Here is a 22892-nt window from a genome sequence, read left to right as displayed (position 1 = left end):
GTGACGTCCTCGGCGGGAAGCGCCGAGGCAGCCGCCGCGATGGCTTCGGCGAGGGATTCGGCGTCGCCCGCCGCCGCGATCCAGGGGTGGCCCGCGCCGACGACCTCGGGGAGCGCACCTGCGTCGCTCACGACTACGGGCACGCCCGCGGACATCGCCTCCGTCACCACGAGGCCGAACGGCTCTTGCCACACGGACGGGACGACGAGGAGGTCGATCGTTCCGAAGAACTCGTCCGGAGGCATCCAGCCGAGCCGCTGGGCAGAGGCACCGAGGCTCCTGAGCCGCGCCTCGACGACGGCCCGCTCGCGCGCATCGACGAAGCGGGGCTCCCCCGCGATCCTCAGGATGTACCGCCCGACCCCCCGCCGGCGGAGGAGGGAGAGGGCCTCGACAAGCACGGGAACCCCCTTGGCCTCGGACGGGCGGCCCAGGAAGCCGACGCGCATCGGGCCGTCGCCCCGAGGCACGAGGACCCGTTCGAGTTGGGGGGACCAATTAGGGAGGACGGCCGCGCCGCGGACGCGCGAGGCCATGTAGTCCGACGGGACGAGCGTCGCGAGGGCGCCACGGCGTGCCAGTGCCGCGACGGCTCGCTGGGACGACGAGGGAAGGCGGTGCAGGTGCGCGATCCGACGCGGCATTCCGGCCGTCGCGACGACCGGGAGAAGGCCGTTGCCCCACAGGACGGGCTCGGGGTTCACGGAGCGCCAGCCGCGAAGGGCCCGAAGGTAGTCGAGCCGGCTCGCGCCGTCGAGCGCCTCGACGGCGAAGCCCCGCTCTCGCGCGGCGCCCACAAGCCCGCCAGGGTTCGCGGGGCCGAGGACGCGCACCTCGACGGCGAGCCCCCGGAGCGCGTCCGCGATCGCGAGCAGCATCACCTCGCCCCCGCCGATTTCTCCGTTGTTCGCCGCAATGGCGATTGAAAGGCCCGATTCAGCCATGTTGCCCCTCCGCAGGTCGATCCGACTCCCGGTTCCGGTCCCGCCAGCGGAGCATTGCCCGCCGCATGAGCGAACTGAGCAGTTGCTCGCCCACGGCATGGCACGCCCACGTTGCCAGAAGCACGACGGCGAATGCCGCAGGCATCGCGAGATCACGGCCGGTGACCGGCCACAACCAGCGGATGAGCGCGAATCCGAGGATCGAGTGCACGACATAGAGGGAGTAGCTCCTCGCTCCGAGCCATTGCACGGGAGGCGTGGTGAGCGGCTTCGTCGTCGGGCGAAGCACGACGGCGATGAATCCCGCGCAGATGCCCGCGACCCACAAGCCATCGACCCACGAGTGCAGAATCCACGCGACGGCGGCAGCGACTGCGGCGGCGACCGGGACAAGCGGGTGGAGCCGTCCCTCCCGCCGCGAGAGATAGGCGAGCATGCCCAGGGAGAACAGGGGGCCGAATTCCGCGAGCGACACGTTGAGCACCATCTTGACCGGCGCGATGACGTTCTGGGGACTCGTGCCCCGGCTGAAGGGACCCGCCCACCACGCAACGGCGAGAGCCACCACGAGCCACACGACGACGAGCCACGCCACCAGCCGGTCGGAGATCCGAGAGCGGGTCGCGACGAGCAGCACCACGATCAGTGCATAGAACTGCATCTCGATCGCGAGCGTCCAATAGACGTCGTTGACGTTCTCGACGAGGAACCACCGCTGAACCATGGAGAGGTTCGCGACAATGACCCACGGATCGAGCGGGACGTGGGGGACGCGTGCGAGGGCGCCCACGCCCACCGCAAGCGCGAGCGAGAGCCAATAGGCCGGATAGAGGCGCGCGGCGCGTGAGATGACGAAATCGCTGGGCCTCTGGGCGCGAGAGGCTGACATGAGGATGACGAAGCCGCTGATGAGGAAGAACAGCTGGACCCCGTAGGCGCCCCAGCCCAGGTCCACGATGGCCACGGGATCGTCCGGATAGCGCGAGTTGTAGGCGCCCGTGAAATGCGAGCCGACGACGACGATCGCCGCTATCCCCCGGAGCCCGTCGAGCTCCCTGAAGCGCGTCATGCGGGCTCACCGGCCGCCACCGCAGTCGGTTCGGGGCTCCCGCGCAGCGCGTGGGCCATCAGGAGGCATCCGAGCAGGAGGAACGCCGGGAGGGAGAGGAAGACTTCGCCGAGCTTCGACGCGCAGGTCATGACGACGACGGTCCCAGCCTCGAACGCCAGATGCGGACGCCGCGACGGGGCGGTGAAGAGCGGAAGGCCGAGGACGGCGAAGAGGCCGACGACGACCAGGAGCGCCACCCAGCCGCCCTCGACATAGAGCGCGAGGAACGAATCATGGAAGAACCACGAACGGTTGTCCATCTCCACCGTCGCCTGGCCGAGCCCCAGGCCATACGGGGGCGCGGAGGCGGCTTTCTCCGACGCGGCCTCGCCGATGCGCGAGCGCAGGAGGTCGCTTCCCTCGCGGTCGCTGAACAGCGCGTTCGCGAAGTTCTCCTCGGCGTACCGGTCGGCCAAGTAGAGGCCGCCGAGCACGGGGACGTGCAGGATCGTCGGGAGGCGCTTCCGCAAGAGCACCCAGAGCCCCGCGAGCGCGAGCGCCGCGATCGAGGTCCGGGACCCGGTCAGGTAGGTGAGCCCGGAGGCGAAGACGAGAAGACCCACGCGCCGCCTCCGCGATCTTATGAACGGCAGCGCGAGCAGTGGAACGAGGGCGTAGTAGAGGCCCGCGACGTTCTTGTCTCCGAGGAATCCCGTGAGCACGCCCGAATAGGTGTCCGGCGCGAGCCGGAGGTAGAACAGGACCGCGTTGGCGCCGAGGCCCGTGAGAAGGCCCAGGAGCCCGGACCGGAGGTCGAGCCGACCGGTGCCCAGCTGGACGGACAGCACGACCATGATCCCGAGACGGACAGCCCTCCGGAACCAGTCGACCTCGTTGACCCACGATTCGAGCGCGAGGTACGCCACGAGGAGAACCCAGAGCGGCACGTACCACGCGGTGGGCCCCAGGAAACGCTCGCGGACCCGGAACGCACCGAGCGCTACCAGCACGATGGCGGCAAGGTCCGCGCCTGGAATGGGGACCGGAAGGCCGGGGACGGCGTATCCGTCGAACACGAAGAAGGCGAACAGGGCGGCCTGGAGGAGGCGGACCCGTGGACGCCTCACCCCGGCCGACCACGCGGGCACCGCAAGGGCAGGAGCCGCGATCATGAAGGCCCGCCATAGGCCCGCGCAATCCGGTCGGCCATCTCACGGCGCGACACCCACGCGAAAGGCCTGCGCGCGCCGTCGACCGCCTGCCGCTCGATGGCCCGGGCGACGCCCTCGGCGTCGTCCGCATCGACGAGGCATTCCTGCGGCAGGATCTCGGGATTTCCCCCGACCGGCGTCGCGACGACGCCAAGCCCTGCGGCGGCTGCGTCGAGGAGGGTGTAAGAGCAGTTCTCCCATACTGAGAGTTGCACCACCACATCGGCGGCCCCCATGGCCGCGTAGGGCTCGACGAAGCCGGGGAAGGCCACCGACTCGCCGAGGCCGAGGGCGCATGCCGCGGCTTCGAGCGGAGCCCGCTCGGGCCCCTCCCCCGCGATGACGAGCGTCGCGTCGGGACGGCTTCGGCGCAGCATGGCGAAGGCCTGGAGCAGCTCGAGGAGGCGCTTCTCGGCGGAGAGGCGGGAAAGGGACAGCACCCGGAGGCCACCGCTTCTCCCCGCGGTGCGATGGGCCTCGACGCGAGAACGGACGACGGCGGCGTCCACCCCGTTGGGAATCACGGCGATCTCCCGCCCGGGCCGCCATTTCTCGACCATCGCGCTCCTGGTCGCGGCAGACACGGCAATCGCGACGTCGGTCGTCGCGAAGCGCGCGCGGTGGGCAGCGGCCATGAGCCGCGCCTTGAAGGGCGAGCCGTGGTACACAGTGTCGTCGTACGCGATGCCGTGCTCCGTCGTCGCGAGCCGGGCGCCCGTCCCGGCGACGGCCGCGGCCGCGGCGAGATCCGCGTACGCGAGGTGTGCGTGCACGATGCTCGTGCGCAGGGCCCGGACGGTCTGCCTGAGTGCGAGCACCGAGGCGCCGAAGCCTGCGGCCGGTCCGAATCGGGCGGTCGCGACCGCGGCGCCCGCCTCCCGCAGGCGTTCGGCGAGTGGACCGGCCGGGCAGACGACGACGAGCCTCCACCCAGGCAGGCCGACGTCGGCGACGTCGAGCACGTGTCGCGCGACGCCGCCGAGGTCGCTCACGGGAACGACCCACAGGGCAGTGGGGAGGCCGCGTTCCCGCGGGCACCGACCCGGAGTACTCAGAACCATCGCTCGAGCCTGTCCAAGGCGGTCCAGAAGCCCTCGCCGCTGTTGACGTGGCCCTGCCAGATCTCCGGGATGAAGCCCACACCGGGCGCGAGCCGATCGAGCTGGCCTGCAAGGGCGGCCCAGTCGACTTCGCCGTCGCCGATCTGGACGCCCTCGCCGTCGACCCCGCGCGCGTCGACGAGGTGGAGGTGGATCGAGTGGGGGGCGAGGCGCTCGACGGCCTCGGTGAACGGCATCCCCAGATGATTCGCGGCGAGCTTCGAATGGGACACGTCGAGGCACAGGGACGTGTCGGTCGCCGCGGCGAACGCTGCCGTGTCGGCCGGGTCGAGGAAGAGGTTGTGGAACTGCTGCCCGCCCATGAGCCATGGGTACGGCGGGAGGGTCTGCGCTGCGATCCGCACGCCGGCCGTGTCGAGGCGGCCCAGCGCGTCCCCGATGCGCCCGTACATGGACTCGCGCCGCTCGGGCGCCACGTGGCTGTCCTTCGTGAAGCCGCCCATCGTCGCGACCATGATCGGCTCGTCGTCCAGCGCGAACCACCGGCCGAGGGAGCGTGTGATGTCGACCGTGCGCTGCACCTCGGCAATCGAGCGCTCCCACACGCCCCGGTCGAACGAGGCGAGGTCGACGAGGAAGTCGCCCGCGAAGAGATCCGGGAGGTGTGTCGTGAAGCCGACCTTGAGCGGGGTCTCGAAGACAGAATCGACGTCGATCTCGAGGTCCTTGTAGGAGAAGTGGAACTCGAGGAAGTCGGGCGTGCAGTCCCCCATGAGGGTCGCGTGGTCGTGGTACCGGACGGGAAGCCCCCACGGGCGGCGGAACTGGAAGGGCCTTCCCGCCGGAACCGCATCGGCCAGATCGCCGTCGAAGAAGAAGTCTCCGCGCGCGAAGTCCCGCCGGAGGGTCCGGCCGAGCAGCTGAGGGAGGGCGTTCGGCTGAAGCCCCCTCCCTGGGCTCCTGACGTCGACATCCTCGGCCCGGACGACGTGCCCCTTCGCGAGGGGCCGCGCGGCCACGAGGGATTTGGCGAGATTGGCGCGGTTCATGAGCTCGCCGGTCGAGACCTCGCGCGGCCCCCGGCCCCCGATGGACTCTTCGGTCTCCCGGATCCGCCGGACCATCTCCGCAAATTCCTCGGGCAAGAGCGAAACCTTGTGGTCGTTGCCTTCCATCGACCTGTCGACGGTGAAGTGCTTCTCGATGATCTTTGCGCCGCGCGCGACGGCAGCGATCGGCACGTGGAACCCGCGCTCATGGCCCGAATATCCGACGACGCATTGGCCGATTTCCGCGAGCCGGTCCATGTACGCGAGGTTGATGTCCTTGAACGGCGCCGGGTAGGTGGATTGGCAGTGGAGCATCGCGAAGCTCGTCCCGAGGCCGCGCAAGAGGCTGGCGGCTTCCCGGATCTCGTCCTCCCGCGACATCCCGGTGCTGAGGATGAGCGGGAGGCCGCGCGACCCTGCGTCCCGCAGGAGACCGTGGTTCGTGAGGTCCGCGGAGGCGATCTTGAGCCCCGGAATGCCGTAGTCGGCGAGCGCCTCGACGCTCGGCAGATCCCACGGTGTGCACATGACCTCGACGCCGTGAGCCCGGCAGTGGTCGAAGACCTCGAAGAGCTTCCCGGCAGGAAGGGAGAAGCGCGTCAGGAGATCGAGCGTGTACTGGGCACCGAGATCCTCGCCGGCGCTTGAGCCTCCCGTCTGCCGATACAGCGAGTCGAGGTCGCGAAGCTGGAATTTGACGGCGTCCGCGCCCGCCTCCGCGGCGAGATCGACGAGGCGCTTGGCGAGGGCCACCGAGCCGTTGTGATTGTTGCCGATCTCGGCGATGACGAACGCGGGATTCCCTTCGCCAATCTCGCGGGCCCCGATGCGAATGACGTCCGCGCGGTCGACTGCGACCGCCACGAGGTGCCCGCGGTCATCCACAAGCGGCAGGTGGGTGACGCCTCGGGTCAGGTGCGCGCGCAGGTCCGCCGGCGACGTCGTATGCTCCACGCTGCGGACGCTCCGGTTGGCGGCGTCGAGCGCGGAACTGGTGAGGTCAGCGCCGGGATTCTCGACGATCCACCGCCGGAAGTCCCCGTCGGAGAGCGAACCTCGCAGGATTCCGCGCTCGTCGACGCAGAAGACGATGCGTTCTTGGTTCGCCGTGATCTTCTGAAGGGCGCTCAGGAGGGGGTCCTCCGAGAAGACGACGTAGGGTGCGATGTTGCGGTCGACGATCATCGGTTCGGCTCTCCCCCAGGGGCGTGTAAGTGACTCAGGTGAAGGTCGGCGGCGACCAGATCAACGTGCGTGTCGATGTCGATGCCCTCGGTCTCGTCCATGACGAACAGTCCGATGCACCCGCCGAGGCGGTTGTGGGCTTCCTCGTAGACGCGTGTCCTCGTGAGGTAGAGCGAACCCGTCTCGCGGTAGACGTAGTCCCGCTCGGCGAGGTCCTGACGGCGCGGCCGCGCGTCGACGGCGTACGCGGCGCCCGGCTTCTCGCCCATCGTCCACAGGAAGGGCGTCTGGGGCACGACGCCGACGAGCGAATCGACGTCCGTCGCGACGAACTGCCCGACGGCGCGGTCGATCGTGCCCGGAAGCCGGATCGGAGACGTGGCCTGGAGGAGCATGACGGCGTCGGGGCGGCGCCCCTGCTCCGTGCGGAAGGCGATCGCATGCTCGACGACGGGCTCCGTTGGCGACTCGTCACGGGCGAGGAAGCTCGGCCGCACGAAGGGCACATCGGCGCCCGCGCCCGCCGCAAGGAGCGCGATCTCCTCGTCGTCCGTGGAGACGAGGACATCGAGTCCGGCTGCCGCCCCGAGGGCCTGCTCAATCGTCCAGACGACAAGCGGCTTCCCCCCGACGTGACGGAGGTTCTTGCGGGGTATCCCCTTCGAACCGCCGCGGGCGGGGATCACGCAGAGGATTCTCATGGCGTTCCTTCCTGGGCCCGACGCCAGGCGTGCGGGCGCACCTCGCAGCCGAGCCGGCGTGAAATGTGTTCTGCGATGAGCGCAGCCGGCTCCAATTCGTCCCTGAACGGCGGCCGCGTCGGCTCGCCGCCCCACGGCGCCATGCCGTACCGTTCCCAGAACTCCCGCAGCCAGCGCGGGGGGTTCGGATAGAAGACCCACGCTGGGAGCCCGCATGCGGCGGCCTCGAGGACACCCGTGGAGAACGCCGAGACGACCGGCCGGTCGACCCTGCTCATCGGCGCACCGCCTCGGTCGATCTCGAGTCCCGAGAGCTCCCACGCGCGGTGCTGGATCCGGGACAAGAGGTCCGCCTCCGCAGGATGCGGCCGATACACCGCGCCCGTGGATCGGCAGAATTCGCGCGCCGCGCGCGCGGCCCCCCACCTCGGGAGCTCGGCGCCGTGGAGCTGGCCGAGGTACACGGGACGGCCCTGAGCATCGGCCGCTCGGGCCCGCGCGGACCCGGCCGCCCAGAGGAGCTGGGAGCCTGTGCAGACGGCGACGACGTCGTCCCGCCCGTTCGTGACGAACTCGGCGTCGGCGTCGCTGAAGGCGAAGAGCGTCGCACCGTGGGGGATGGGTGGAGCGTAGGGCGTCAGGAGGCCGTGCTGCGCCACTAGCCGCTCGGCCCCGAGGTCCGCGCCCCACCGGTCGGCGAGGGCCCCGGCGGGGAGGTGGTGCCCTGCGGAGAGGATCGCTCTCACCGCGCCGAGCCGATCGGGGACCGCCGCTTCCGGACCCGCTGCGAGGGCTGTCCATTGCCAGCCGCCCGAGAGCAGCCCGTCGAGGCGGTTCGGCGCGAGGACTGCCGCGTCGACCGGCCCGAGAGCCTCAAGCGGCCTTGCGAGTGCGGCGATCTGCGTCGGCGTCGGGGCGTCGATCGCGACGAGAAGGCGGGGAGCCTCGCCTCTCATGGCGAGCCACAGGGGCCGCGGCGGCGAGGGACGGACCGCAGCTCTGAGCCGGCGGAGCGGGTGCCGGGCCTCGTGCCAGCGCCGCCACGCCCCAAGATCGCGCGGGTACCGCAGCCCGCTTGAAGTCACGCCCACAGCGAGTCCACCTGAGAGATCCGATGGGCGAACGTGTGCTCGGCGAGGCTCCTCCGTCGCCCCGCAGCCCGAATCCGCTCGGACCATGCCCGATCGCGCAGCGAGCGCGTCGCGAGGTCGACGAGCTCGTCAGTGCTCCCGAAGACAAGCGCCTCCGTGCCGACCTCATAGAACTCGGCGATGTCCGGGCGGTCGACGAGTTGGAGGCCGCCCATGCCAGGAACTTCGAAGCTCCGCATCGCAAGCCCCGCCTGGAGCCCATGGACGTTGAGCGCCGCGGCGGCCTCAGCTTGAACGGAGTATGCCCTCGCGAGCGGAATGTCTCGCTCGGACTGCAGCGCGGGCCGAGAAAGCTCCCACGTCCGGAGCCGGTCGAAGGGATGGTGCGACCACTGCCGGCCATAGGCTCGGATCGGCAGCCCCGCCTCCCGCAATGCCGCCAGGAGCGCCACGCGGTTGGGATACCTCGATCCCACAAAGACGACCTCGCCGGATCGACGCGACGAGGGCCGGGCGAGGTCCGGGTCGAAGGCGTTCGGGATAAAGGATGCGGCCACTCCCCGGGCCACGAGTTCGGCCGCCTCGGACCTCGCATAGCTCACGACAGGACCGATCCACCGCAGGAAGCTGTCGTCGAAGTGGTGCCGCGCAACGTCGTCGTACAGCCAGAGGATGCGGGGCAGGCCGCGTGAGGCGACCTCGTGCCAGAAGTCGCCCCCGAGGGTGTCGCCCTTGATCACGACGAGGCGCGTCGGGTTCGCCTCCGTGAGCGCCGCGAGCGCCCTCGCCGTCGACCATGCCCGCGCCGCCTCGTAGGTGTCCGCTCCGAAGCGGGACGGAAGCTCGATGAGCGCCTTGTTGCGAAACTTCTCCCCGAGAGTGGCGAAGGCGTCATAGCAATGGGTCACGACGTCGTAGCCGCGCGCGGAGAAAGCACGCGCGATCGACCGGTGGTAACCGTGGAACGCCGGCGTCACGAGCAGCAGTCGGTGGCTGAAGGTCATCGCGACCTCCCGCGCAGATACGCGAGTTCGCGGCCGAGGGTCCCGATGGCATCGACCTCGCGACCGGCAGCCTGGCGGATCACGTTGACCGCCCAGTTCGCGACCGAGGCCGCCGCGAGGCCCGCGCGGAGCCGACGCTCGCCACCCCACTTCTGTGCATAGGCGAGCCGCGACTCGACGAGCCACTGGCGCCTCCGCGCGGGGTCCGATGATCCGCCGCCCTCGTGGACAACAGCGACGGTCCCGGCGAACACCGAGGGCACGCCGCGTTCGCGGAGCCGCCGCTGGAGATCGACTTCTTCGGCGTTCATGAAGAAGCGCTCGTCGAAGCCGCCCACTGCGCGGAACTCGGCCACTGGGATGAGCATCGCCGCGCCGACGACCCAGTCGACCGGGACGACGGCGCCGTCCGCGCAGCGCGTGTCGTGGCCCACGAACTCGTGCAGCGGGCGCCGATGCCGGAAGCGGGCAAGGGGCGTAAGCCACTCGACTACCTGGTGGGACGCCGTCGGGAAGTGGCGTCCCACCCACTGGCACGAGCCGTCCGGGTCATGGACCTGAGGGCTCACGACGGCCGGCTGCCACGGCGAGGCCGCCGCGAGAAGGTCCGCGATGAACGCGGGGCCGATCTCGAGGTCGCTGTTGAGGACGAGGGCGAGCTCGCTGTCCACGAGTTCCATGCCGGAGTTGACAGCCGACCCGAAGCCTCCGTTGCTCGCACGGCGCACGATCTCGACGCCGTCGCGCTCGGGAAACGGGATCGGGGATCGGTCGTCGGACACGATGATCCGGGCGAGCGGAGCCGTGTTCCCCTTCTCGAGAGCGTCGATGAGGGCAAGGGTCGGCGCGGGATCGCCGTAGTGCGGGATGACGACGCTCACGCAACGCGAGGGCTTCGCGGGATGGGGCCCGCTCTCGGCGAATCCGATGGTTGCTTCCATGGGCGTTGAGTCCGTCATAGCTGGCCCAAGGTCACGAGCCGGGAGAAGTCCGGGCTGAGCGTCTGGACCTCCGCGAAGGTGCCTTCGGCCTCGATGGAACCCTCCGAGAGGAAGACGATCTTGTCCGCGTTCCGCACCGTCGAGAGCCTGTGGGCCACCACAATCACCGTGAGGTGCCCGCTCAGCCGCTCGATCGTCCGGGTGATCCGGTGCTCGGTCGCGTTGTCGAGCGCGGACGTGGCCTCGTCGAGGACGAGCACGCGAGGCCCGCGGTAGAGCGCGCGGGCGATGCCCACCCGCTGACGCTGCCCGCCCGAGAGCCGGACGCCGCGTTCCCCCACCCGAGTCTCAAGTCCATCCGGGAGCTCGGCGACGACGGCGTCAAGCTCCGCGAGCCGGAGCGCTTCTTCGAGACGGATCGGGTCTGGATCCTCGTTCCCGAGCGTGATGTTGGCCTCGAGAGTTCCGTCGAGGAGGAAGACATCCTGGGGCACCATGCCGAGTCCCGCATACCAGCCGTTGAGGTCGTCGCGGATGTCGCGCCCGCCGCACCGGACGCTGCCCGTCGTCGGCTCGAGGAGACCGAGGAGGATATCGAGGAGGGTGCTCTTCCCGGCACCGCTCGCCCCGACGAACGCCGTCGTCTTCCCCCGCTCGATGGTCGTGGCCACGCCCTTCAGGACGAGCTCGTCGGAATCCGGGAACGAGAACGAGAGCCGATCGAGCACGATGTCGCCGTCGAACTCCACGAGAGGTGTCTCGGCGACGTGCGTCCCATGCCGCTCGAGCCCGGAGATCTCCGTCGACAGGATCTCGAGGCTCTTCTGCCCGGACCGGATGAGCCCGGTTGTGGCGACGAGGCGGTTGACCGTCGGCAGGATCCTCACGGACCCCGCCGCGAAGACGCCAATGACCGAGAGCGCCTCCCCCGACGAGCTCACGGCGAAGAGGACGACCGCGATGACTCCGATGCCCACGACGAACGCGACCTCGAGAACGTACTTGGGGAGCTCGGAGATAAGCGACAGCTCGCGGTTCGCGCGGGCCTTCGCAGCCTTCGCCACGGCGAAGCGATCGATGAAGGCCCGGCTTGCTCCGGAGAGGCGTACCTCCCGAAATCCGGACAGGCTGGGCATGAGAGCCGCCCACGCGTCGATGCTGGACTGGGCGAGCGACTCCCCCAGCCGCGCGAACCGGGGTCGCAGCCGGCGCTGGACAACCCAGCCGGTTCCGGCGAAGACGAGGGCTGCGAGCACCGTCGCGACGGGCGAGACGAAGAAGAGCACGACGACGACGAAGAGCACCGTGAGTGCGTCCGTCGCCCAGTTGAGGAGACCTTGGATGACGCGCGCGAACGTCTCGGGAACGCACGCCTCAATGCTGCGGTGGATCTCCCCGAGCCGACGCTCGCGATGCGAGGAGTACGGCGACTGCACGTAGCGGGTCATGAGCTCGGTCGCGGCCTCGGCCTCGAGTCGCGACGTGAGCCCGAGCTGCCACCAGCGGAAGGCAATGGTCAGGAGGCTCTTCAGGACGAAGGCTGAGGCCACGAAGGCCGCGATCGCCGGGATGAGGTCTCGCGGCTCCGACGAGCCGACGAGGCTGGCGGCGATCCCGGCCGGACCCGATGTCGTCGACAGCCCGGTGACCACCTGCATGAGCGGGAGCATCGCCGCCACACCCAGCATGTCGAGCCCAGAGACGATGATCGAGCCGAGGATCGAAGCCGCCGCCCAGACCGCAACCGGTCGTCGGACGAGCCCCCGAACGGCCTTGAGCTCTTTGATCACGATTCCCCCATACGTACTCACAGCCGTGCCCGACTGCGCGGCTTTACTGCCGCGGACATCGGCTTACGCGTTCGGAATCGTAGCGCGGAAATGCCTCGCCGAACTCTGCTTCGCGCCATTCGCACGATTACCTACCCCTTGGGCCGGAACGGCATCCCGGAATCCTCGGATATCCTCTGGGCGGCACCGCCGAACGCGCGCCGTGGACGGTTTTGGCTTCATTCTGGGGGGATTCGGATGGGCATTGAGTCGAAAGAGAGCAGGCTGTCTCCCGGCTCTCGAAACAAATGGATCCGACCGCCCGTCACAAATGTCCCCAGCGAGATCGGAAACAAACTCGATAATGACCGGCGCACGGTTGTGACAACGCCACGTCGGGGAGAGAACAAAGCGCCGAGGACCTTTGGTGCTTTTGTGACGAGCCATCGGTTCCGGCTTGGTTTCTCGGATCTTGCGAGCGTCATATGGGCCGTCGCGGGGGCCCAACTTCTCCGTTTCGGAATCGACGCGACGACGGTCGACCTCGGCGGTGTGCAGGTCCCGTATGGTGCCGTCAGCGTCGTCCTCGCGGGCGTTTGGTGGCTCACCCTGGGGCTCTCCGGGACGAGGGACTCGCGAATCCTCGGCTACGGTCCAGAGGAGTACAAGCGCGTCACCTCGACGTCGCTATGGCTCTTCGGGGCGATCGCCGTCGTCTCCTATGTGTTCCAGCTGGAGACCGCCCGCGGATACGTCGCGGTCGCCCTCCCGCTCGGCGTCGCGGCCCTGCTCTTCAGCCGGTGGATCCTCCGGAACGTCCTCGTCCACGAACGCAACGCGGGCCTCAGGCTTCGCCGCGTGCTCCTCGTCGGCGCGCCGCAGACTGTTGCGCACCTCAATCGCCAGCTGAGCAGCCACCCCGAGGCCGGGTACTCCCCCGTCGCCCTCTATGTCACGACGGGAGACCGCGCGGCGCCGGTCGTCGTGAGCGCGGGCGTTCCCGTGGTCGGCACGAGGCCTGAGCTCGCAGACATCCTCGCCGCCGTCGAATCGAAAGGGGCGGACACCGTCGTCGTCTCGAGTGGTGCAGCACTTCCCCCGACAACGCTCCGCGAGCTCGGATGGGCGCTCGCAGCCCGCGACGTGAGCCTTGTCATGGCGCCGGCCCTCACCGATGTGGCCGGACCGCGCATCCATACGACGCCGGTGGCGGGGCTTCCCCTCATTCATGTCACCACGCCGAAGCTCGACGGGCTCAAGCGAATCGCCAAGCGCGGCTTCGACATCGTCTCGTCCCTTGCGCTCCTCGCGATGCTCGGCCTCCCCATGGTGGCCATCATCCTCTGGGTCAAGCTCGATTCCCCGGGGCCGGTCATCTTCCGCCAGGCCCGAGTAGGCCGCGCCGGGGAACCGTTCGACATCCTGAAATTCCGCTCGATGGTCGCGGACGCCGAATCCCGGCTCGAAAGCCTTCGCGGGCAGAATCAGGGAAGCGGACTCCTCTTCAAGATGAAGGACGATCCGAGGGTGACCCGCTCGGGCCGATTCCTGCGACGATATTCGCTTGACGAACTCCCTCAGCTCGTGAATGTGCTGAACGGGAGCATGAGCCTCGTTGGCCCCCGCCCGCCTCTTCCGAGCGAAGTCGAGCAATACGATCAATTCGCGCATCGCAGACTCCTCATCAAGCCCGGCATCACGGGACTCTGGCAGGTCAGCGGGCGAAGCAATCTCTCGTGGGACGATTCGATTCGGCTCGATCTCTACTACGTCGAAAATTGGTCGATGGTCCAAGATCTCATCATCCTCCTGCGGACCATCAAAGCCGTCGTCGGAAAGACCGGAGCCTACTGATGCGCATTTTGATCACGGGGGGCGCCGGCTATATCGGCTCCCACACCGCATTCGTCCTTCTCGAGAAGGGGCACGACGTCACCGTCTTCGACAATTTTGCGACGTCGACGCGCATTTCCCTCGACCGGGTCGAGCGTCTCGCGGGGAGGACCGTCTCCTGCATCGAGGGCGACCTCAGGGACCGCCCCGCGGTGGCTGCGGCCGTCCATGAGGCCAAGCCCGCCGCCGTCGTGCACTTCGCGGGGCTCAAGTCCGTCGGCGAATCCACCGCGCGCCCCCTGCTCTACGTCGCGAACAACGTGAGCGGGACGGTCAACCTGCTCGACGCCATGGATGCCGCCGGGGTCCGCCGCTTCATCTTCTCCTCCTCGGCGACCGTCTACGGCGCGGCAGGCGAGGGGCCCTGCGCCGAGGAGGACCCCCTCGCCGTCACGAACCCGTACGGGCGCACGAAGCTCATGGTCGAGGAGATCCTCCGCGATCTCGCGGCCTCGGACGCGCGCTGGGGGATCGCCGTGCTCCGCTACTTCAATCCGGTGGGAGCCCACGAGTCGGGCAGCCTCGGCGAGGCGCCGCAGGGCACGCCCAGCAATCTCGTCCCGCTCGTCGGCCAGGTTGCCGCGGGAACGAGGGCCCACGTCGACGTCTACGGGGGCGACTACCCGACTCGCGATGGGACAGGCGTGCGCGACTACATTCACGTCATGGACCTCGCGGCGGGCCATTTGGCGGCACTGGAGCGGGTCCTCGGACTGAGCGGCGTCGGCACGTGGAACCTCGGGACGGGTCGTGGCCATTCGGTCCTCGAGATCATTCGCACGTACGCAAAGGTCTCGCGACGGGAGATCCCTTACCGCGTCGTCGGCCGACGCGACGGGGACGTTGCCACGAGTCGCGCCGATGTCGCGAAGGCCCGGCGCGAACTCGGCTGGCGGGCCCGGCGCGGGCTCCTCGAGATGATCGAAGACCACTGGCGCTGGCAGTCGCTCAATCCGTCGGGCTACCGGAGCTGAGACGAGGGCCGCTCGCCGAGCGCCCGCCCCTCGCCCCGTCGCACGCCTTCGGCTACGGCCCCGACGGCCTCACGAGCGTCGTCCCGCCGACGTTGGTGCGGAGCACGGCGGAGAGCGTTGCCGAGTCCGGCGCGTCGGCGCTCGGGCTCGCGGCCCGGTCGTTTCCGTTGAGCTGGAGCGCGAAGGTATAGGACACCCCCATGGCCATCTGCATTTCGAGCAGATCGAGCGTCACGGTGCTGCCCTCGGCAAGCGAGGCCACAAGCGTCACGAGGGCAGAGGTCTCGCTCAGCGCTGCGACGGTGAATCCAGCGCTCGGGCGCGAGACCAGTGCCGCGAGATCGACTTTCTCGGATGACGTGAGCGTGAAGCTCGTTCCCGACGGAACCGTCCCGCTCACCGCCGTGATCGTGAACTGGAGCTTCGCCCGGCCAACAACGCCCACAAGGCCGGTCGAACACGACCCCGTGACGCCGACGTCCCACGGCGGCAGCGACGCGGCCGACGCGGGGGCCGCCGCGGCGGCGGCGACAAGCGGAACCGCCCAGGCCGCGCCCTTCACGACCTGGCGGCGTTCGACAGCAGGCACACCCGTGCCTTCAGAATTTCCCATGATGTCCCCCCGAACTGAGCTGGAAAGGGCCGCGCGAGCGTTCCCTTCCGCCTAGTTGTACCGGGCAAAGCGCCGAGGAACAATTCCACTCGGCGTCCTGACGCGTTGTGCCCGCGAATCCGTCGCGTCTTGCCTTTCGTGACGATCACGGGCCTCAGAGCGAGTCGGGGTCCCTGTGCGATCAGGCTCCCGCGGGCGCGGTCAAACGTGCGACGACGCGGCGCACGGCTCGGGAGAGCTCCCCCGCCCCGAACGGCCCTTCCTCGGCCGCGAGCCGACCCGCAAGCCCGTGGATGACGGATGCGGCGGCCGCAAGGTGAACAGGCCTGGCCTCGGGGACCGTCGCGAGGAGCGCGCCGAGCACCCCCGTGAGGGTGTCGCCCGAGCCGGCCGTCGCGAGGTACGGGTGGGCCGAGGACTGCACGCACACGGTCGCGTCGGGTGCCGCGCAGACCGTGGCCGGTCCCTTGAGGAGGATCGTGGCGCCGAGCCGTTCCGCCGCGAACCGCGCCCATCGGATGGGCCGGGCCTCGATGTCTTCTCGCTCCACGTCGACGCCCGCGCGCGTGAGCATGCGCGCGAGCTCGCCCGCATGTGGCGTCAGGACAGCGCGTCCGCCCAGGCGTGGGCCCGGAATCCGCTCAAGCCCGGAGGCATCGATCACGACGGGGAGGCCCGACTGGACGGCGACATCGAACGCGCGGTGCTGCGCGGCGTCGTCCGCGATGCCCGGCCCGATCGCCCACGCCTGGACGCGCCCCTCGACGGAATCTGAGGCGACGACCTCGGGCAGGGCGGCCAGCACGCCGTCCCGCACGCGCGGGGGGCCCACGTGCCGAACCATGCCGACGCCGGTCGAGAGGGCTGCGGCAGCCGTCAGGACCGCGGCACCCGGATATTGCTCGGAGCCGGCGACAATCCCGAGCACGCCGCGGACATATTTGTGCCAATCGTCGCGGGCGGTCGGGAGGAGCGCCGCGACGTCGCGCGGCTCGAGGATGAACGCGTCCGGCTCGAAGAGATGGGGCCCGAGCCCGATGTCCACCACCTCGACGCGCCCCGCTAGTGCGCGGCCGCGGCCCACGAGGAGCCCCGTCTTGAGCGCGCCGAAAGTGACTGTCACGTCCGCCCGCCAGACGGCGTCCGAAGCGAACCCGGTGTCGGCGTCCACGCCCGACGGGAGATCGCACGCGACAACGAGACCGGCAGGCCTCTCGAACGGAGCCCGATAGTCGCGCGAGGCCCCGGTGCCGAGCACCGCGTCGACGACGATATCCGCAGCCCGAAGCCTCGTCTCGACCCGCCCGCCGCGGGCGACGAAGGCCGCGAGCGCTTCCGGATGGGCCGACGACGACGCAAGCACCGCCGTCGTCCGCACACCGCGCGCGGCGAGTTCGGCGAGGGCAAAGAGGGCATCGCCGCCGTTGTTCCCCTTGCCGACGACGGCGGTAGCGCTGGCTCCATAAAGCCGGCCCTTCGAACGGAACAGCTCGGAGACGAGCACTCGGCAGAGGCCGTGTGCCGCGCGCGACATGAGTTCCGAGCCGCGCCCGCGCTCGAGCAGCGGGCGCTCGGCGTCCCGAATCTGGCTGCCGGTGAAGGCGGTGATCACAGAGTCGAGTGTAGTGACGCGCGCCGCCCGGCTGCGCTGAGGATCGGTCCGAGAGCGAATCCCCGCAAGGCTAGACTGGCGCTCGGGTCTGGCGGGGGCGGCACCTCCCCAGCTGGGCTACTGCGAAACAGTCTGCGGAGGCGAGAACGCGTCCGCGGGAATCCGGTGCCGCGAGCCATGGGGGCACAGTGAAGATTCGTCTTGTCATCGCCGCAGCGGTTGCTGCGAGCGCCTATCTCGGGATGTACCTAGCCGTCGGCGGGTCATCCGATCCCGCGCTCCTCGTGTGGGGAGCCTCGGGCGTGTTCGGGGCCGCGCTCGGGCTCGCGACGCTCAACCGTTTCCGCAGCGCGGGGCGGAGCCTCTTTCCGATCGGGCCGAGCCCGCTCGGCCGGATCCAGTCATCGGGCGCCGGCGCCATGCATGTCTCCCCCGAGCCGGCGCGAGCGGTGCGGCAGGACGCGCCCCGCCCTCAACCGGTCTGAGACCTTCCCCTCGCCAGCCCGGCTCAGCCCTCGGCGACGACCATCGCCGTCGCGATGCCGCCGTCGTGCGACATGCTCAGGTGCCATTTGCGCACGCCGCGGTCCTTCGCGACGGCGAGGACGGTACCCGTGATCTGGATCGTAGGGCCCGAGGCATCGAGGCCGATCCAGCAGTCCTGCCAGTTCATGCCGGCGGGTGCGCCAAGAACCTTGGCGACGGCTTCCTTCGCGGCGAAGCGTGCGGCAAGCGAACGGGCATTGAGCTCACGTTCGGCCGGGACGAAAAGACGGTCCCTCAGACCCGGGGTGCGCTCGAGCTGACGCTCGAACCGGTCGATGTCCACGACGTCCACGCCGATGCCGATGATAGCCATGGGGCTACTGTAACGTCCGCCCGCGCTCCCCACGGAACGGACGACTCCCACGGAACGGATGACGCACGCGCCATCGCGTTCCGCTCAGCGGCCCTGCGAGACTGGTCGCATGACGCAGGACTGGGCTCTGAGAATCCTCGAGGACGGTTTCGGGCGCGTCCGCGAGGGAGTCGAGCACGCACTCCTCGGCCTCTCTGCGGACCAGATCGCCGCGCGGCCCGGCCCGAAGGCGAACTCGATCGGCTGGATCGTCTGGCATCTCTCGCGCATCGTCGATGATCACTTCGCGGGCCTCGCGGCTGTCCTCGCTGGCGCCGAACCGCCGCGAGGCCGCGGGCACACCGTGCCGCCCGGCCAACTCTGGCCGGAATGGCGGCCGAGGCTGGGAACCCCCTATCCGGAGGGAAGCACGGGCTACGGCCATTCGTCGGACGAGGTCGCGGCGTTCCCGCACGTCACTGCCGAGCTCCTCGCGGGCTATCACGCCGCCGTCCACGCTCGGTCCATCGAGATCCTCCGAGGGCTCAGGGTCGGAGACTTCGAGACCATCGTGGACTACCGCTGGTCTCCTCCCGTGACGGCGGGCGTTCGCCTCGTGAGCATTCTCAACGATGCGACCCAGCACGTAGGCCAGGCGGCCTACGTGCGGGGTCTCGTCGTCGGCCGGTGACCGTCGCCGCTATTCGACGGTGACGGACTTGGCGAGGTTGCGGGGCTGGTCGACGTCGTAGCCCTTCGCCGCGGCGAGCTCGGCGGCGAAGATCTGCAGCGGCACGGTGGTCAGGAGGGGCATCAGCAGCGGCGGGGTCTCCGGGACGTAGACGACGTGCTCGGCGTACTCGCGCACGGCCTCGTCGCCCTCCTCGGCGATCACGAGGGTGCGCGCCCCGCGGGCGCGGACCTCCTGGATGTTGGAGACGACCTTCGAGTGCAGCGAGTCGCGCCCGCGCGGGGAGGGGACGACGACGAACACGGGCTGGCCCTCGTCGATCAGGGCGATCGGGCCGTGCTTGAGCTCGCCCGCGGCGAAGCCCTCGGCGTGCAGGTAGGCGATCTCCTTGAGCTTGAGCGCGCCCTCGAGGGCCACGGGGTAGCCCACGTGGCGGCCGAGGAACAGCACGGACTTCTCGTCCTTCATGCTCCGGGCGAGCTCGCGCAGCGGCCCGGCGGTGTCGAGGACCTTCTGGATCTTCTCGGGGATCTTGTTCAGGTCCGCCAGGACGTCCTTGATCTGGCCCGTGAAGATGTTCCCGCGCAGCTGGGCCAGGTACAGGCCGAACAGGTACGCGGCGGTGATCTGGGCCAGGAACGCCTTCGTCGAGGCGACCGCGATCTCGGGGCCCGCGTGCGTGTAGAGCACCGCGTCCGACTCCCGCGGGATCGTCGAGCCGTTCGTGTTGCAGATCGAGACCGTCTTCGCGCCCTGCTCGCGCGCGTAGCGGACGGCCATGAGGGTGTCCATCGTCTCACCCGACTGGCTGATCGAGACCACGAGGGTGTTCTTGTCCACGATCGGGTCCCGGTACCGGAACTCGTGCGCGAGCTCGACCTCGGTCGGGATCCGGCACCAGTTCTCGATCGCGTACTTCGCCACGAGGCCCGCGTACGCGGCGGTCCCGCACGCCAGGACGATGATCTTGTTGACCTGCTTGAGCTCCTCGGGGTCGATGCGGACCTCGTCGAGGATGAGGCGGCCCTGCGCGTCCGAGCGGCCCAGGAGGGTGTCGTGGACGGCGGCCGGCTGGTCGTGGATCTCCTTCTCCATGAAGGACGGGAAGCCGCCCTTCTCGGCCGAGGCGGCGTCCCACGAGACCTCGAACTCCTTGCCCTCGGCCGGGTTTCCGAAGAAGTCGGTCACCTCGAACGAGTCGGGCCGGATCGTCACGATCTGGTCCTGGCCGAGCTCGACCGCTCGGCGCGTGTAGTCGATGAAGCCCGAGACGTCCGAGCCCAGGAAGTTCTCCCCGTCGCCGAGCCCGACGACCAGCGGCGAATTCCGCCGCGCCGCCACGACGACGCCGGGCTGCTCCGCGTGCACGGCCAGGAGCGTGAACGCCCCCTCGAGCCGCTGGGCCGCGAGCTGCATCGCCTTGGTGATGTCGCCGTCGGCCGCCCCGCGGTACAGGTCGCCCAGGAGCGCCGCGGCGACCTCGGTGTCCGTCTCCGAGACGAACTCGACGCCCTTCCGGACGAGCTCGGCCTTGAGCGAGGCGTAGTTCTCGATGATCCCGTTGTGGATCACCGCGAGGCGGCCCTTGTCCGCCAGGTGCGGGTGCGCGTTCGCGTCCGTCGGCCCGCCGTGCGTGGCCCAGCGCGTGTGCCCGATGCCCGTGAGGCTCTCCGGGAGCGGGCGCTCCTCGAGCTCGGCCACGAGGTTCGCGAGCTTGCCCGCCTTCTTCCGCGACTCGATCGCCCCGTCCGAGAGGACGGCGACCCCGGCCGAGTCATACCCGCGGTACTCGAGGCGCCGCAGGCCCTCGATGACGACATCGAGCGCGCTCCGCTCGCCTTCACCGCGCACCGAGGCGCTCCCGACATAGCCGACGATTCCACACATGCGCTCCATCCTACCGGCGACGCATTTCGCTCCGCGCTGAGGTGTTGGCAGAATCACCTGAGTGAGTCTGTACAGGAGCGAGTTCGACGGCGACGGCGCCACCCCGTTCGTCGAGCTCGACCGCGCCCGCTGGTCGCAGCTTGCCGACCGGATGGAGCAGCCGCTCAACCAGGAGGACATCGAGCGTCTGCGCGGTCTCGGGGATCCGCTCGACATGCGCGAGATCCGCGAGGTCTACCTTCCCCTCAGCCGCCTTCTCTCGCTCTACGTCGAAGCGTCCGGCCAGCTGCATTCGGCCACGTCGACGTTCCTCGGGGAGCAGACGCAGAGGACCCCGTTCGTGATCGGCGTCGCGGGCTCCGTAGCCGTCGGGAAGTCCACGATCTCGCGCGTCCTGCGGGAGATGCTCCGGCGCTGGCCCTCGACGCCGGACGTCCAGCTCATCACGACCGACGGCTTCCTCTACCCCCTCGCCGAGCTCGCGCGGCGCGGGCTGCTCGAGCGCAAGGGCTTCCCGGAGTCCTACGACCGGCGCGCGCTCCTGCGTTTCGTCGCCGAGATCAAGTCTGGAGCCGAAGAGGTCCGCGCGCCGCGCTACTCGCACCTCACGTACGACATCGTGCCCGGGGAGGAGACGGTCGTGCGGCGTCCCGACGTCCTCATCGTCGAGGGGCTCAACGTCCTCGCGCCGGCCCGCCCCCGCCACGACGGCACGACCGGGCTGGCCCTGAGCGACTTCTTCGACTTCTCGGTCTACGTCGATGCCAAGACGAGCTACATCGAAGAGTGGTACGTGCAGCGCTTCCTCAAGCTCCGCTCGGGAGCGTTCGCCCAGCCCGAGAGCTACTTCCACCGCTACGCCTCGCTCTCGGATTCCGAGGCCGTGGCCACCGCGCGTAGCATCTGGAAGGGCATCAACGAACCGAACCTCATCCAGAACGTCCTCCCGACCCGCGGCCGTGCCCAGCTCGTGCTGACGAAGGACGCGGACCACTCGATGCGCAGGATGCTCTTGAGAAAGGTGTGACGCGCATGCGCGACGGCCCACACGAACCCACGCCCCGAATCGTCTCCCGCCGGACCGTCGCACTCGCCACGCTCAGCCTCGGCCTCACGGCGTGCGCGCCCGCCGAGCGAGCCCCGTCGGGAACCGCGACGCCGACGTCGGCGGGCCCCACGCCATCGTCGTCTGCTCCCGGGCCCTCCCTCGCCCCGTCCGCCTCACCGAGCGTCGCGCCGTCGTCGACGCCGCCCGCCGCGGGCCCGCTTACGTCGGCTCCCGCCACCGCAAGCTCTCTCGCGTACTCGCTCACCGACCCGGCGAGCCAGTGGGTCGTGGTGAACAAGCGCAGGCCGCTCAACCCGATCGACTACGCCCCGCCGCTCGCGCGCCCCAACGTTCCCCTCGAGGTCAGCGGCGAGAGCGCTCAGGTGCATCCGACGACGGCGCGCGCGGCCGAGGCGCTCTTCGCGGCCGCCGCGGGCGCTGGCGCGAGCATGACCCTCGCGAGCGGCTACCGCTCGTACGCAACGCAGGTTGCGACGTACAACGCGCAGGTCGCCGCGCATGGACAGGCGATGGCGGACGTCGCGTCGGCGCGGCCCGGGCATTCGGAACACCAGACAGGATGGGCGTTCGACGTCGGCGCCCCCGGCGGGTGCAACTTTGCGCCCTGCTTCGCGGGCACCTCGGCCGCGCGATGGATCGCCGAGCACGCGTACGAATTCGGATTCATCGTCCGATATCCGTTCATGCTCCACGACATCACGGGCTACTACTACGAGCCCTGGCACGTGCGATTCATCGGCATCGAGGCCTCGACGGACATGAAGCGCCGAGGCGTTGCGACCCTCGAGGAGTACTTCGGTCTCCCGGCCGCGCCGACGTACTGAGCCGGTCACCCGACCGACACGGAGGGCAAGAAGTTACTCGCGGTTCACATAACAGCCACTATGGTCCGGCTAGTCTTGTCGCCATGCTCAACGGTTTCAAAGAATTCATCATGAAGGGCAACGTCGTAGACCTTGCCGTCGCCGTCATCGTGGGCGCAGCGTTCAGCGCGGTTGTCACGGCCCTCGTGCAGAACGTGCTCATGCCCATCATCTCGCTCATCGTGGGGCAGCCGAACTTCGACAGCTTCCTCGTGTTCGGCCCGGTCAAGATCGGCGTGTTCCTCACGGCGGTCGTCAACTTCCTCATCATCGCGGCCGCGATCTACTTCGTGGTCGTCGTGCCGATGAACCACCTGATCGAGCGCCGCAACCGGAAGCTCGGCATCAAGGAGGAGGCGGACGGCGAGGCCGTCGATCCGCAGATCGCCCTCCTCACGGAGATCCGCGACTCCCTGCAGGCGCGCCAGAACTAGGGCCGAGAGGC

20 protein-coding genes and 1 pseudogene are annotated in these 22892 nt (G+C 69.5%); 7 read left to right on the top strand and 14 right to left on the bottom strand.

Going from position 1 to position 22892, the window contains the following annotated elements; translation table 11 throughout:
* Positions 1–89: 89 nt before the first annotated feature.
* From RBS12_RS06210 to RBS12_RS06165, 10 genes and pseudogenes are all read right to left on the bottom strand, one after another.
* Positions 90–449: pseudogene (locus RBS12_RS06210) on the bottom strand (glycosyltransferase); the annotation flags it as partial.
* Between the two features lie 487 nt (positions 450–936).
* A complete protein-coding gene (locus tag RBS12_RS06205) occupies positions 937–2013 on the bottom strand; it encodes an acyltransferase (RefSeq protein WP_307965198.1) in 1077 nt (358 codons plus the stop codon).
* The gene (locus tag RBS12_RS06200; RefSeq protein ID WP_307965197.1) at positions 2010–3167 is read right to left on the bottom strand and encodes a hypothetical protein; all 1158 of its coding nucleotides are present in this window, start codon (positions 3165–3167) and stop codon (positions 2010–2012) included. The genes RBS12_RS06205 and RBS12_RS06200 overlap by 4 nt, the downstream gene beginning before the upstream one ends.
* The gene (locus RBS12_RS06195) at positions 3164–4267 is read right to left on the bottom strand and encodes a glycosyltransferase family 4 protein (protein ID WP_307965196.1); all 1104 of its coding nucleotides are present in this window, start codon (positions 4265–4267) and stop codon (positions 3164–3166) included. Before RBS12_RS06195 ends, RBS12_RS06200 begins: the two co-directional genes overlap by 4 nt.
* Positions 4258–6501: an N-acetylneuraminate synthase family protein gene (locus tag RBS12_RS06190; protein ID WP_307965195.1), complete on the bottom strand. Its 2244-nt coding sequence runs from the start codon at positions 6499–6501 to the stop codon at positions 4258–4260. Before RBS12_RS06190 ends, RBS12_RS06195 begins: the two co-directional genes overlap by 10 nt.
* Positions 6498–7202: an acylneuraminate cytidylyltransferase family protein gene (locus RBS12_RS06185; protein WP_307965194.1), complete on the bottom strand. Its 705-nt coding sequence runs from the start codon at positions 7200–7202 to the stop codon at positions 6498–6500. The genes RBS12_RS06190 and RBS12_RS06185 overlap by 4 nt, the downstream gene beginning before the upstream one ends.
* Complete coding sequence (locus RBS12_RS06180; RefSeq protein ID WP_307965193.1) at positions 7199–8287, bottom strand: RNA-binding protein; 1089 nt, start codon at positions 8285–8287, stop codon at positions 7199–7201. The genes RBS12_RS06185 and RBS12_RS06180 overlap by 4 nt, the downstream gene beginning before the upstream one ends.
* On the bottom strand, positions 8284–9297 hold the full coding sequence (locus RBS12_RS06175; RefSeq protein ID WP_307965192.1) for a glycosyltransferase: 1014 nt from the start codon (positions 9295–9297) through the stop codon (positions 8284–8286). Before RBS12_RS06175 ends, RBS12_RS06180 begins: the two co-directional genes overlap by 4 nt.
* Entirely contained in the window at positions 9294–10238 is a 945-nt protein-coding gene (locus RBS12_RS06170; protein ID WP_307965191.1) for a glycosyltransferase family 2 protein, read from the bottom strand. Before RBS12_RS06170 ends, RBS12_RS06175 begins: the two co-directional genes overlap by 4 nt.
* Before the next feature lie 14 nt (positions 10239–10252).
* Positions 10253–12028 (bottom strand): ABC transporter ATP-binding protein, encoded by a 1776-nt coding sequence (locus tag RBS12_RS06165; RefSeq protein WP_307965190.1) that lies wholly within the window; start codon positions 12026–12028, stop codon positions 10253–10255.
* 414 nt (positions 12029–12442) lie between these two features.
* Here RBS12_RS06165 and RBS12_RS06160 point away from each other — a divergent pair, with 414 nt between their 5' ends.
* Together RBS12_RS06160 and galE are read left to right on the top strand one after the other, a co-directional pair.
* On the top strand, positions 12443–13861 hold the full coding sequence (locus RBS12_RS06160; protein ID WP_307965189.1) for a sugar transferase: 1419 nt from the start codon (positions 12443–12445) through the stop codon (positions 13859–13861).
* Complete coding sequence (gene galE / locus RBS12_RS06155; protein WP_307965188.1) at positions 13861–14874, top strand: UDP-glucose 4-epimerase GalE; 1014 nt, start codon at positions 13861–13863, stop codon at positions 14872–14874. The genes RBS12_RS06160 and galE overlap by 1 nt, the downstream gene beginning before the upstream one ends.
* Positions 14875–14926: 52 nt before the next feature.
* Here galE and RBS12_RS06150 read toward each other — a convergent pair whose 3' ends face one another.
* Together RBS12_RS06150 and RBS12_RS06145 are read right to left on the bottom strand one after the other, a co-directional pair.
* Positions 14927–15487, bottom strand: coding sequence for a hypothetical protein (locus RBS12_RS06150; RefSeq protein WP_307965187.1), 561 nt, complete (start codon positions 15485–15487; stop codon positions 14927–14929).
* A gap of 181 nt (positions 15488–15668) precedes the next feature.
* Positions 15669–17099 carry an NAD(P)H-hydrate dehydratase gene (locus RBS12_RS06145; protein ID WP_307965186.1) on the bottom strand — a complete coding sequence of 477 codons (1431 nt, stop codon included), beginning with the start codon at positions 17097–17099 and terminating at the stop codon, positions 15669–15671.
* A 188-nt stretch (positions 17100–17287) separates the two neighbouring features.
* Between RBS12_RS06145 and RBS12_RS06140 the strand changes: the two genes are divergently transcribed.
* Positions 17288–17584, top strand: a complete 297-nt coding sequence (locus tag RBS12_RS06140; protein ID WP_307965185.1) for a hypothetical protein — start codon at positions 17288–17290, stop codon at positions 17582–17584.
* A 23-nt stretch (positions 17585–17607) separates the two neighbouring features.
* Here the strand turns inward: RBS12_RS06140 and RBS12_RS06135 are convergent, their stop codons facing one another.
* Entirely contained in the window at positions 17608–17958 is a 351-nt protein-coding gene (locus RBS12_RS06135) for a holo-ACP synthase (protein ID WP_307965184.1), read from the bottom strand.
* Positions 17959–18067: 109 nt separating this feature from the next.
* Between RBS12_RS06135 and RBS12_RS06130 the strand changes: the two genes are divergently transcribed.
* Positions 18068–18628, top strand: a complete 561-nt coding sequence (locus tag RBS12_RS06130) for a DinB family protein (RefSeq protein ID WP_307965183.1) — start codon at positions 18068–18070, stop codon at positions 18626–18628.
* A 9-nt stretch (positions 18629–18637) separates the two neighbouring features.
* Here the strand turns inward: RBS12_RS06130 and glmS are convergent, their stop codons facing one another.
* Entirely contained in the window at positions 18638–20515 is a 1878-nt protein-coding gene (gene glmS, locus RBS12_RS06125) for a glutamine--fructose-6-phosphate transaminase (isomerizing) (protein WP_307965182.1), read from the bottom strand.
* Positions 20516–20576: 61 nt separating this feature from the next.
* Here glmS and coaA point away from each other — a divergent pair, with 61 nt between their 5' ends.
* The 3 genes from coaA to mscL all read left to right on the top strand — a co-directional run bounded on the left by coaA (position 20577) and on the right by mscL (position 22881).
* Entirely contained in the window at positions 20577–21542 is a 966-nt protein-coding gene (coaA, locus tag RBS12_RS06120) for a type I pantothenate kinase (RefSeq protein ID WP_307965181.1), read from the top strand.
* Positions 21543–21547: 5 nt separating this feature from the next.
* Entirely contained in the window at positions 21548–22408 is an 861-nt protein-coding gene (locus tag RBS12_RS06115) for a M15 family metallopeptidase (RefSeq protein ID WP_307965180.1), read from the top strand.
* Positions 22409–22491: 83 nt separating this feature from the next.
* Positions 22492–22881, top strand: a complete 390-nt coding sequence (gene mscL / locus RBS12_RS06110; protein WP_307965179.1) for a large conductance mechanosensitive channel protein MscL — start codon at positions 22492–22494, stop codon at positions 22879–22881.
* Positions 22882–22892: the final 11 nt, after the last annotated feature.

Origin of the sequence: Sinomonas sp. ASV322, assembly GCF_030908245.1 — a bacterium.
Lineage (GTDB): Bacteria > Actinomycetota > Actinomycetes > Actinomycetales > Micrococcaceae > Sinomonas.
Note: the sequence above shows the minus strand (reverse complement) of the source record. Positions and strands in the feature narration are given on the sequence as shown.

Excerpts from the sequence above, each read along its gene's own strand:
- RBS12_RS06205 (WP_307965198.1), bottom strand. The coding sequence starts at position 2,013 with ATGACGCGCTTCAGGGAGCTCGACGGGCTCCGGGGGATAGCGGCGATC.
- RBS12_RS06200 (WP_307965197.1), bottom strand. The coding sequence starts at position 3,167 with ATGATCGCGGCTCCTGCCCTTGCGGTGCCCGCGTGGTCGGCCGGGGTG.
- RBS12_RS06195 (WP_307965196.1), bottom strand. The coding sequence starts at position 4,267 with ATGGTTCTGAGTACTCCGGGTCGGTGCCCGCGGGAACGCGGCCTCCCC.
- RBS12_RS06190 (WP_307965195.1), bottom strand. The coding sequence starts at position 6,501 with ATGATCGTCGACCGCAACATCGCACCCTACGTCGTCTTCTCGGAGGAC.
- RBS12_RS06185 (WP_307965194.1), bottom strand. The coding sequence starts at position 7,202 with ATGAGAATCCTCTGCGTGATCCCCGCCCGCGGCGGTTCGAAGGGGATA.
- RBS12_RS06175 (WP_307965192.1), bottom strand. The coding sequence starts at position 9,297 with ATGACCTTCAGCCACCGACTGCTGCTCGTGACGCCGGCGTTCCACGGT.
- RBS12_RS06170 (WP_307965191.1), bottom strand. The coding sequence starts at position 10,238 with ATGGAAGCAACCATCGGATTCGCCGAGAGCGGGCCCCATCCCGCGAAG.
- galE (WP_307965188.1), top strand. The coding sequence starts at position 13,861 with ATGCGCATTTTGATCACGGGGGGCGCCGGCTATATCGGCTCCCACACC.
- RBS12_RS06150 (WP_307965187.1), bottom strand. The coding sequence starts at position 15,487 with ATGGGAAATTCTGAAGGCACGGGTGTGCCTGCTGTCGAACGCCGCCAG.
- RBS12_RS06135 (WP_307965184.1), bottom strand. The coding sequence starts at position 17,958 with ATGGCTATCATCGGCATCGGCGTGGACGTCGTGGACATCGACCGGTTC.
- RBS12_RS06130 (WP_307965183.1), top strand. The coding sequence starts at position 18,068 with ATGACGCAGGACTGGGCTCTGAGAATCCTCGAGGACGGTTTCGGGCGC.
- glmS (WP_307965182.1), bottom strand. The coding sequence starts at position 20,515 with ATGTGTGGAATCGTCGGCTATGTCGGGAGCGCCTCGGTGCGCGGTGAA.
- RBS12_RS06115 (WP_307965180.1), top strand. The coding sequence starts at position 21,548 with ATGCGCGACGGCCCACACGAACCCACGCCCCGAATCGTCTCCCGCCGG.
- mscL (WP_307965179.1), top strand. The coding sequence starts at position 22,492 with ATGCTCAACGGTTTCAAAGAATTCATCATGAAGGGCAACGTCGTAGAC.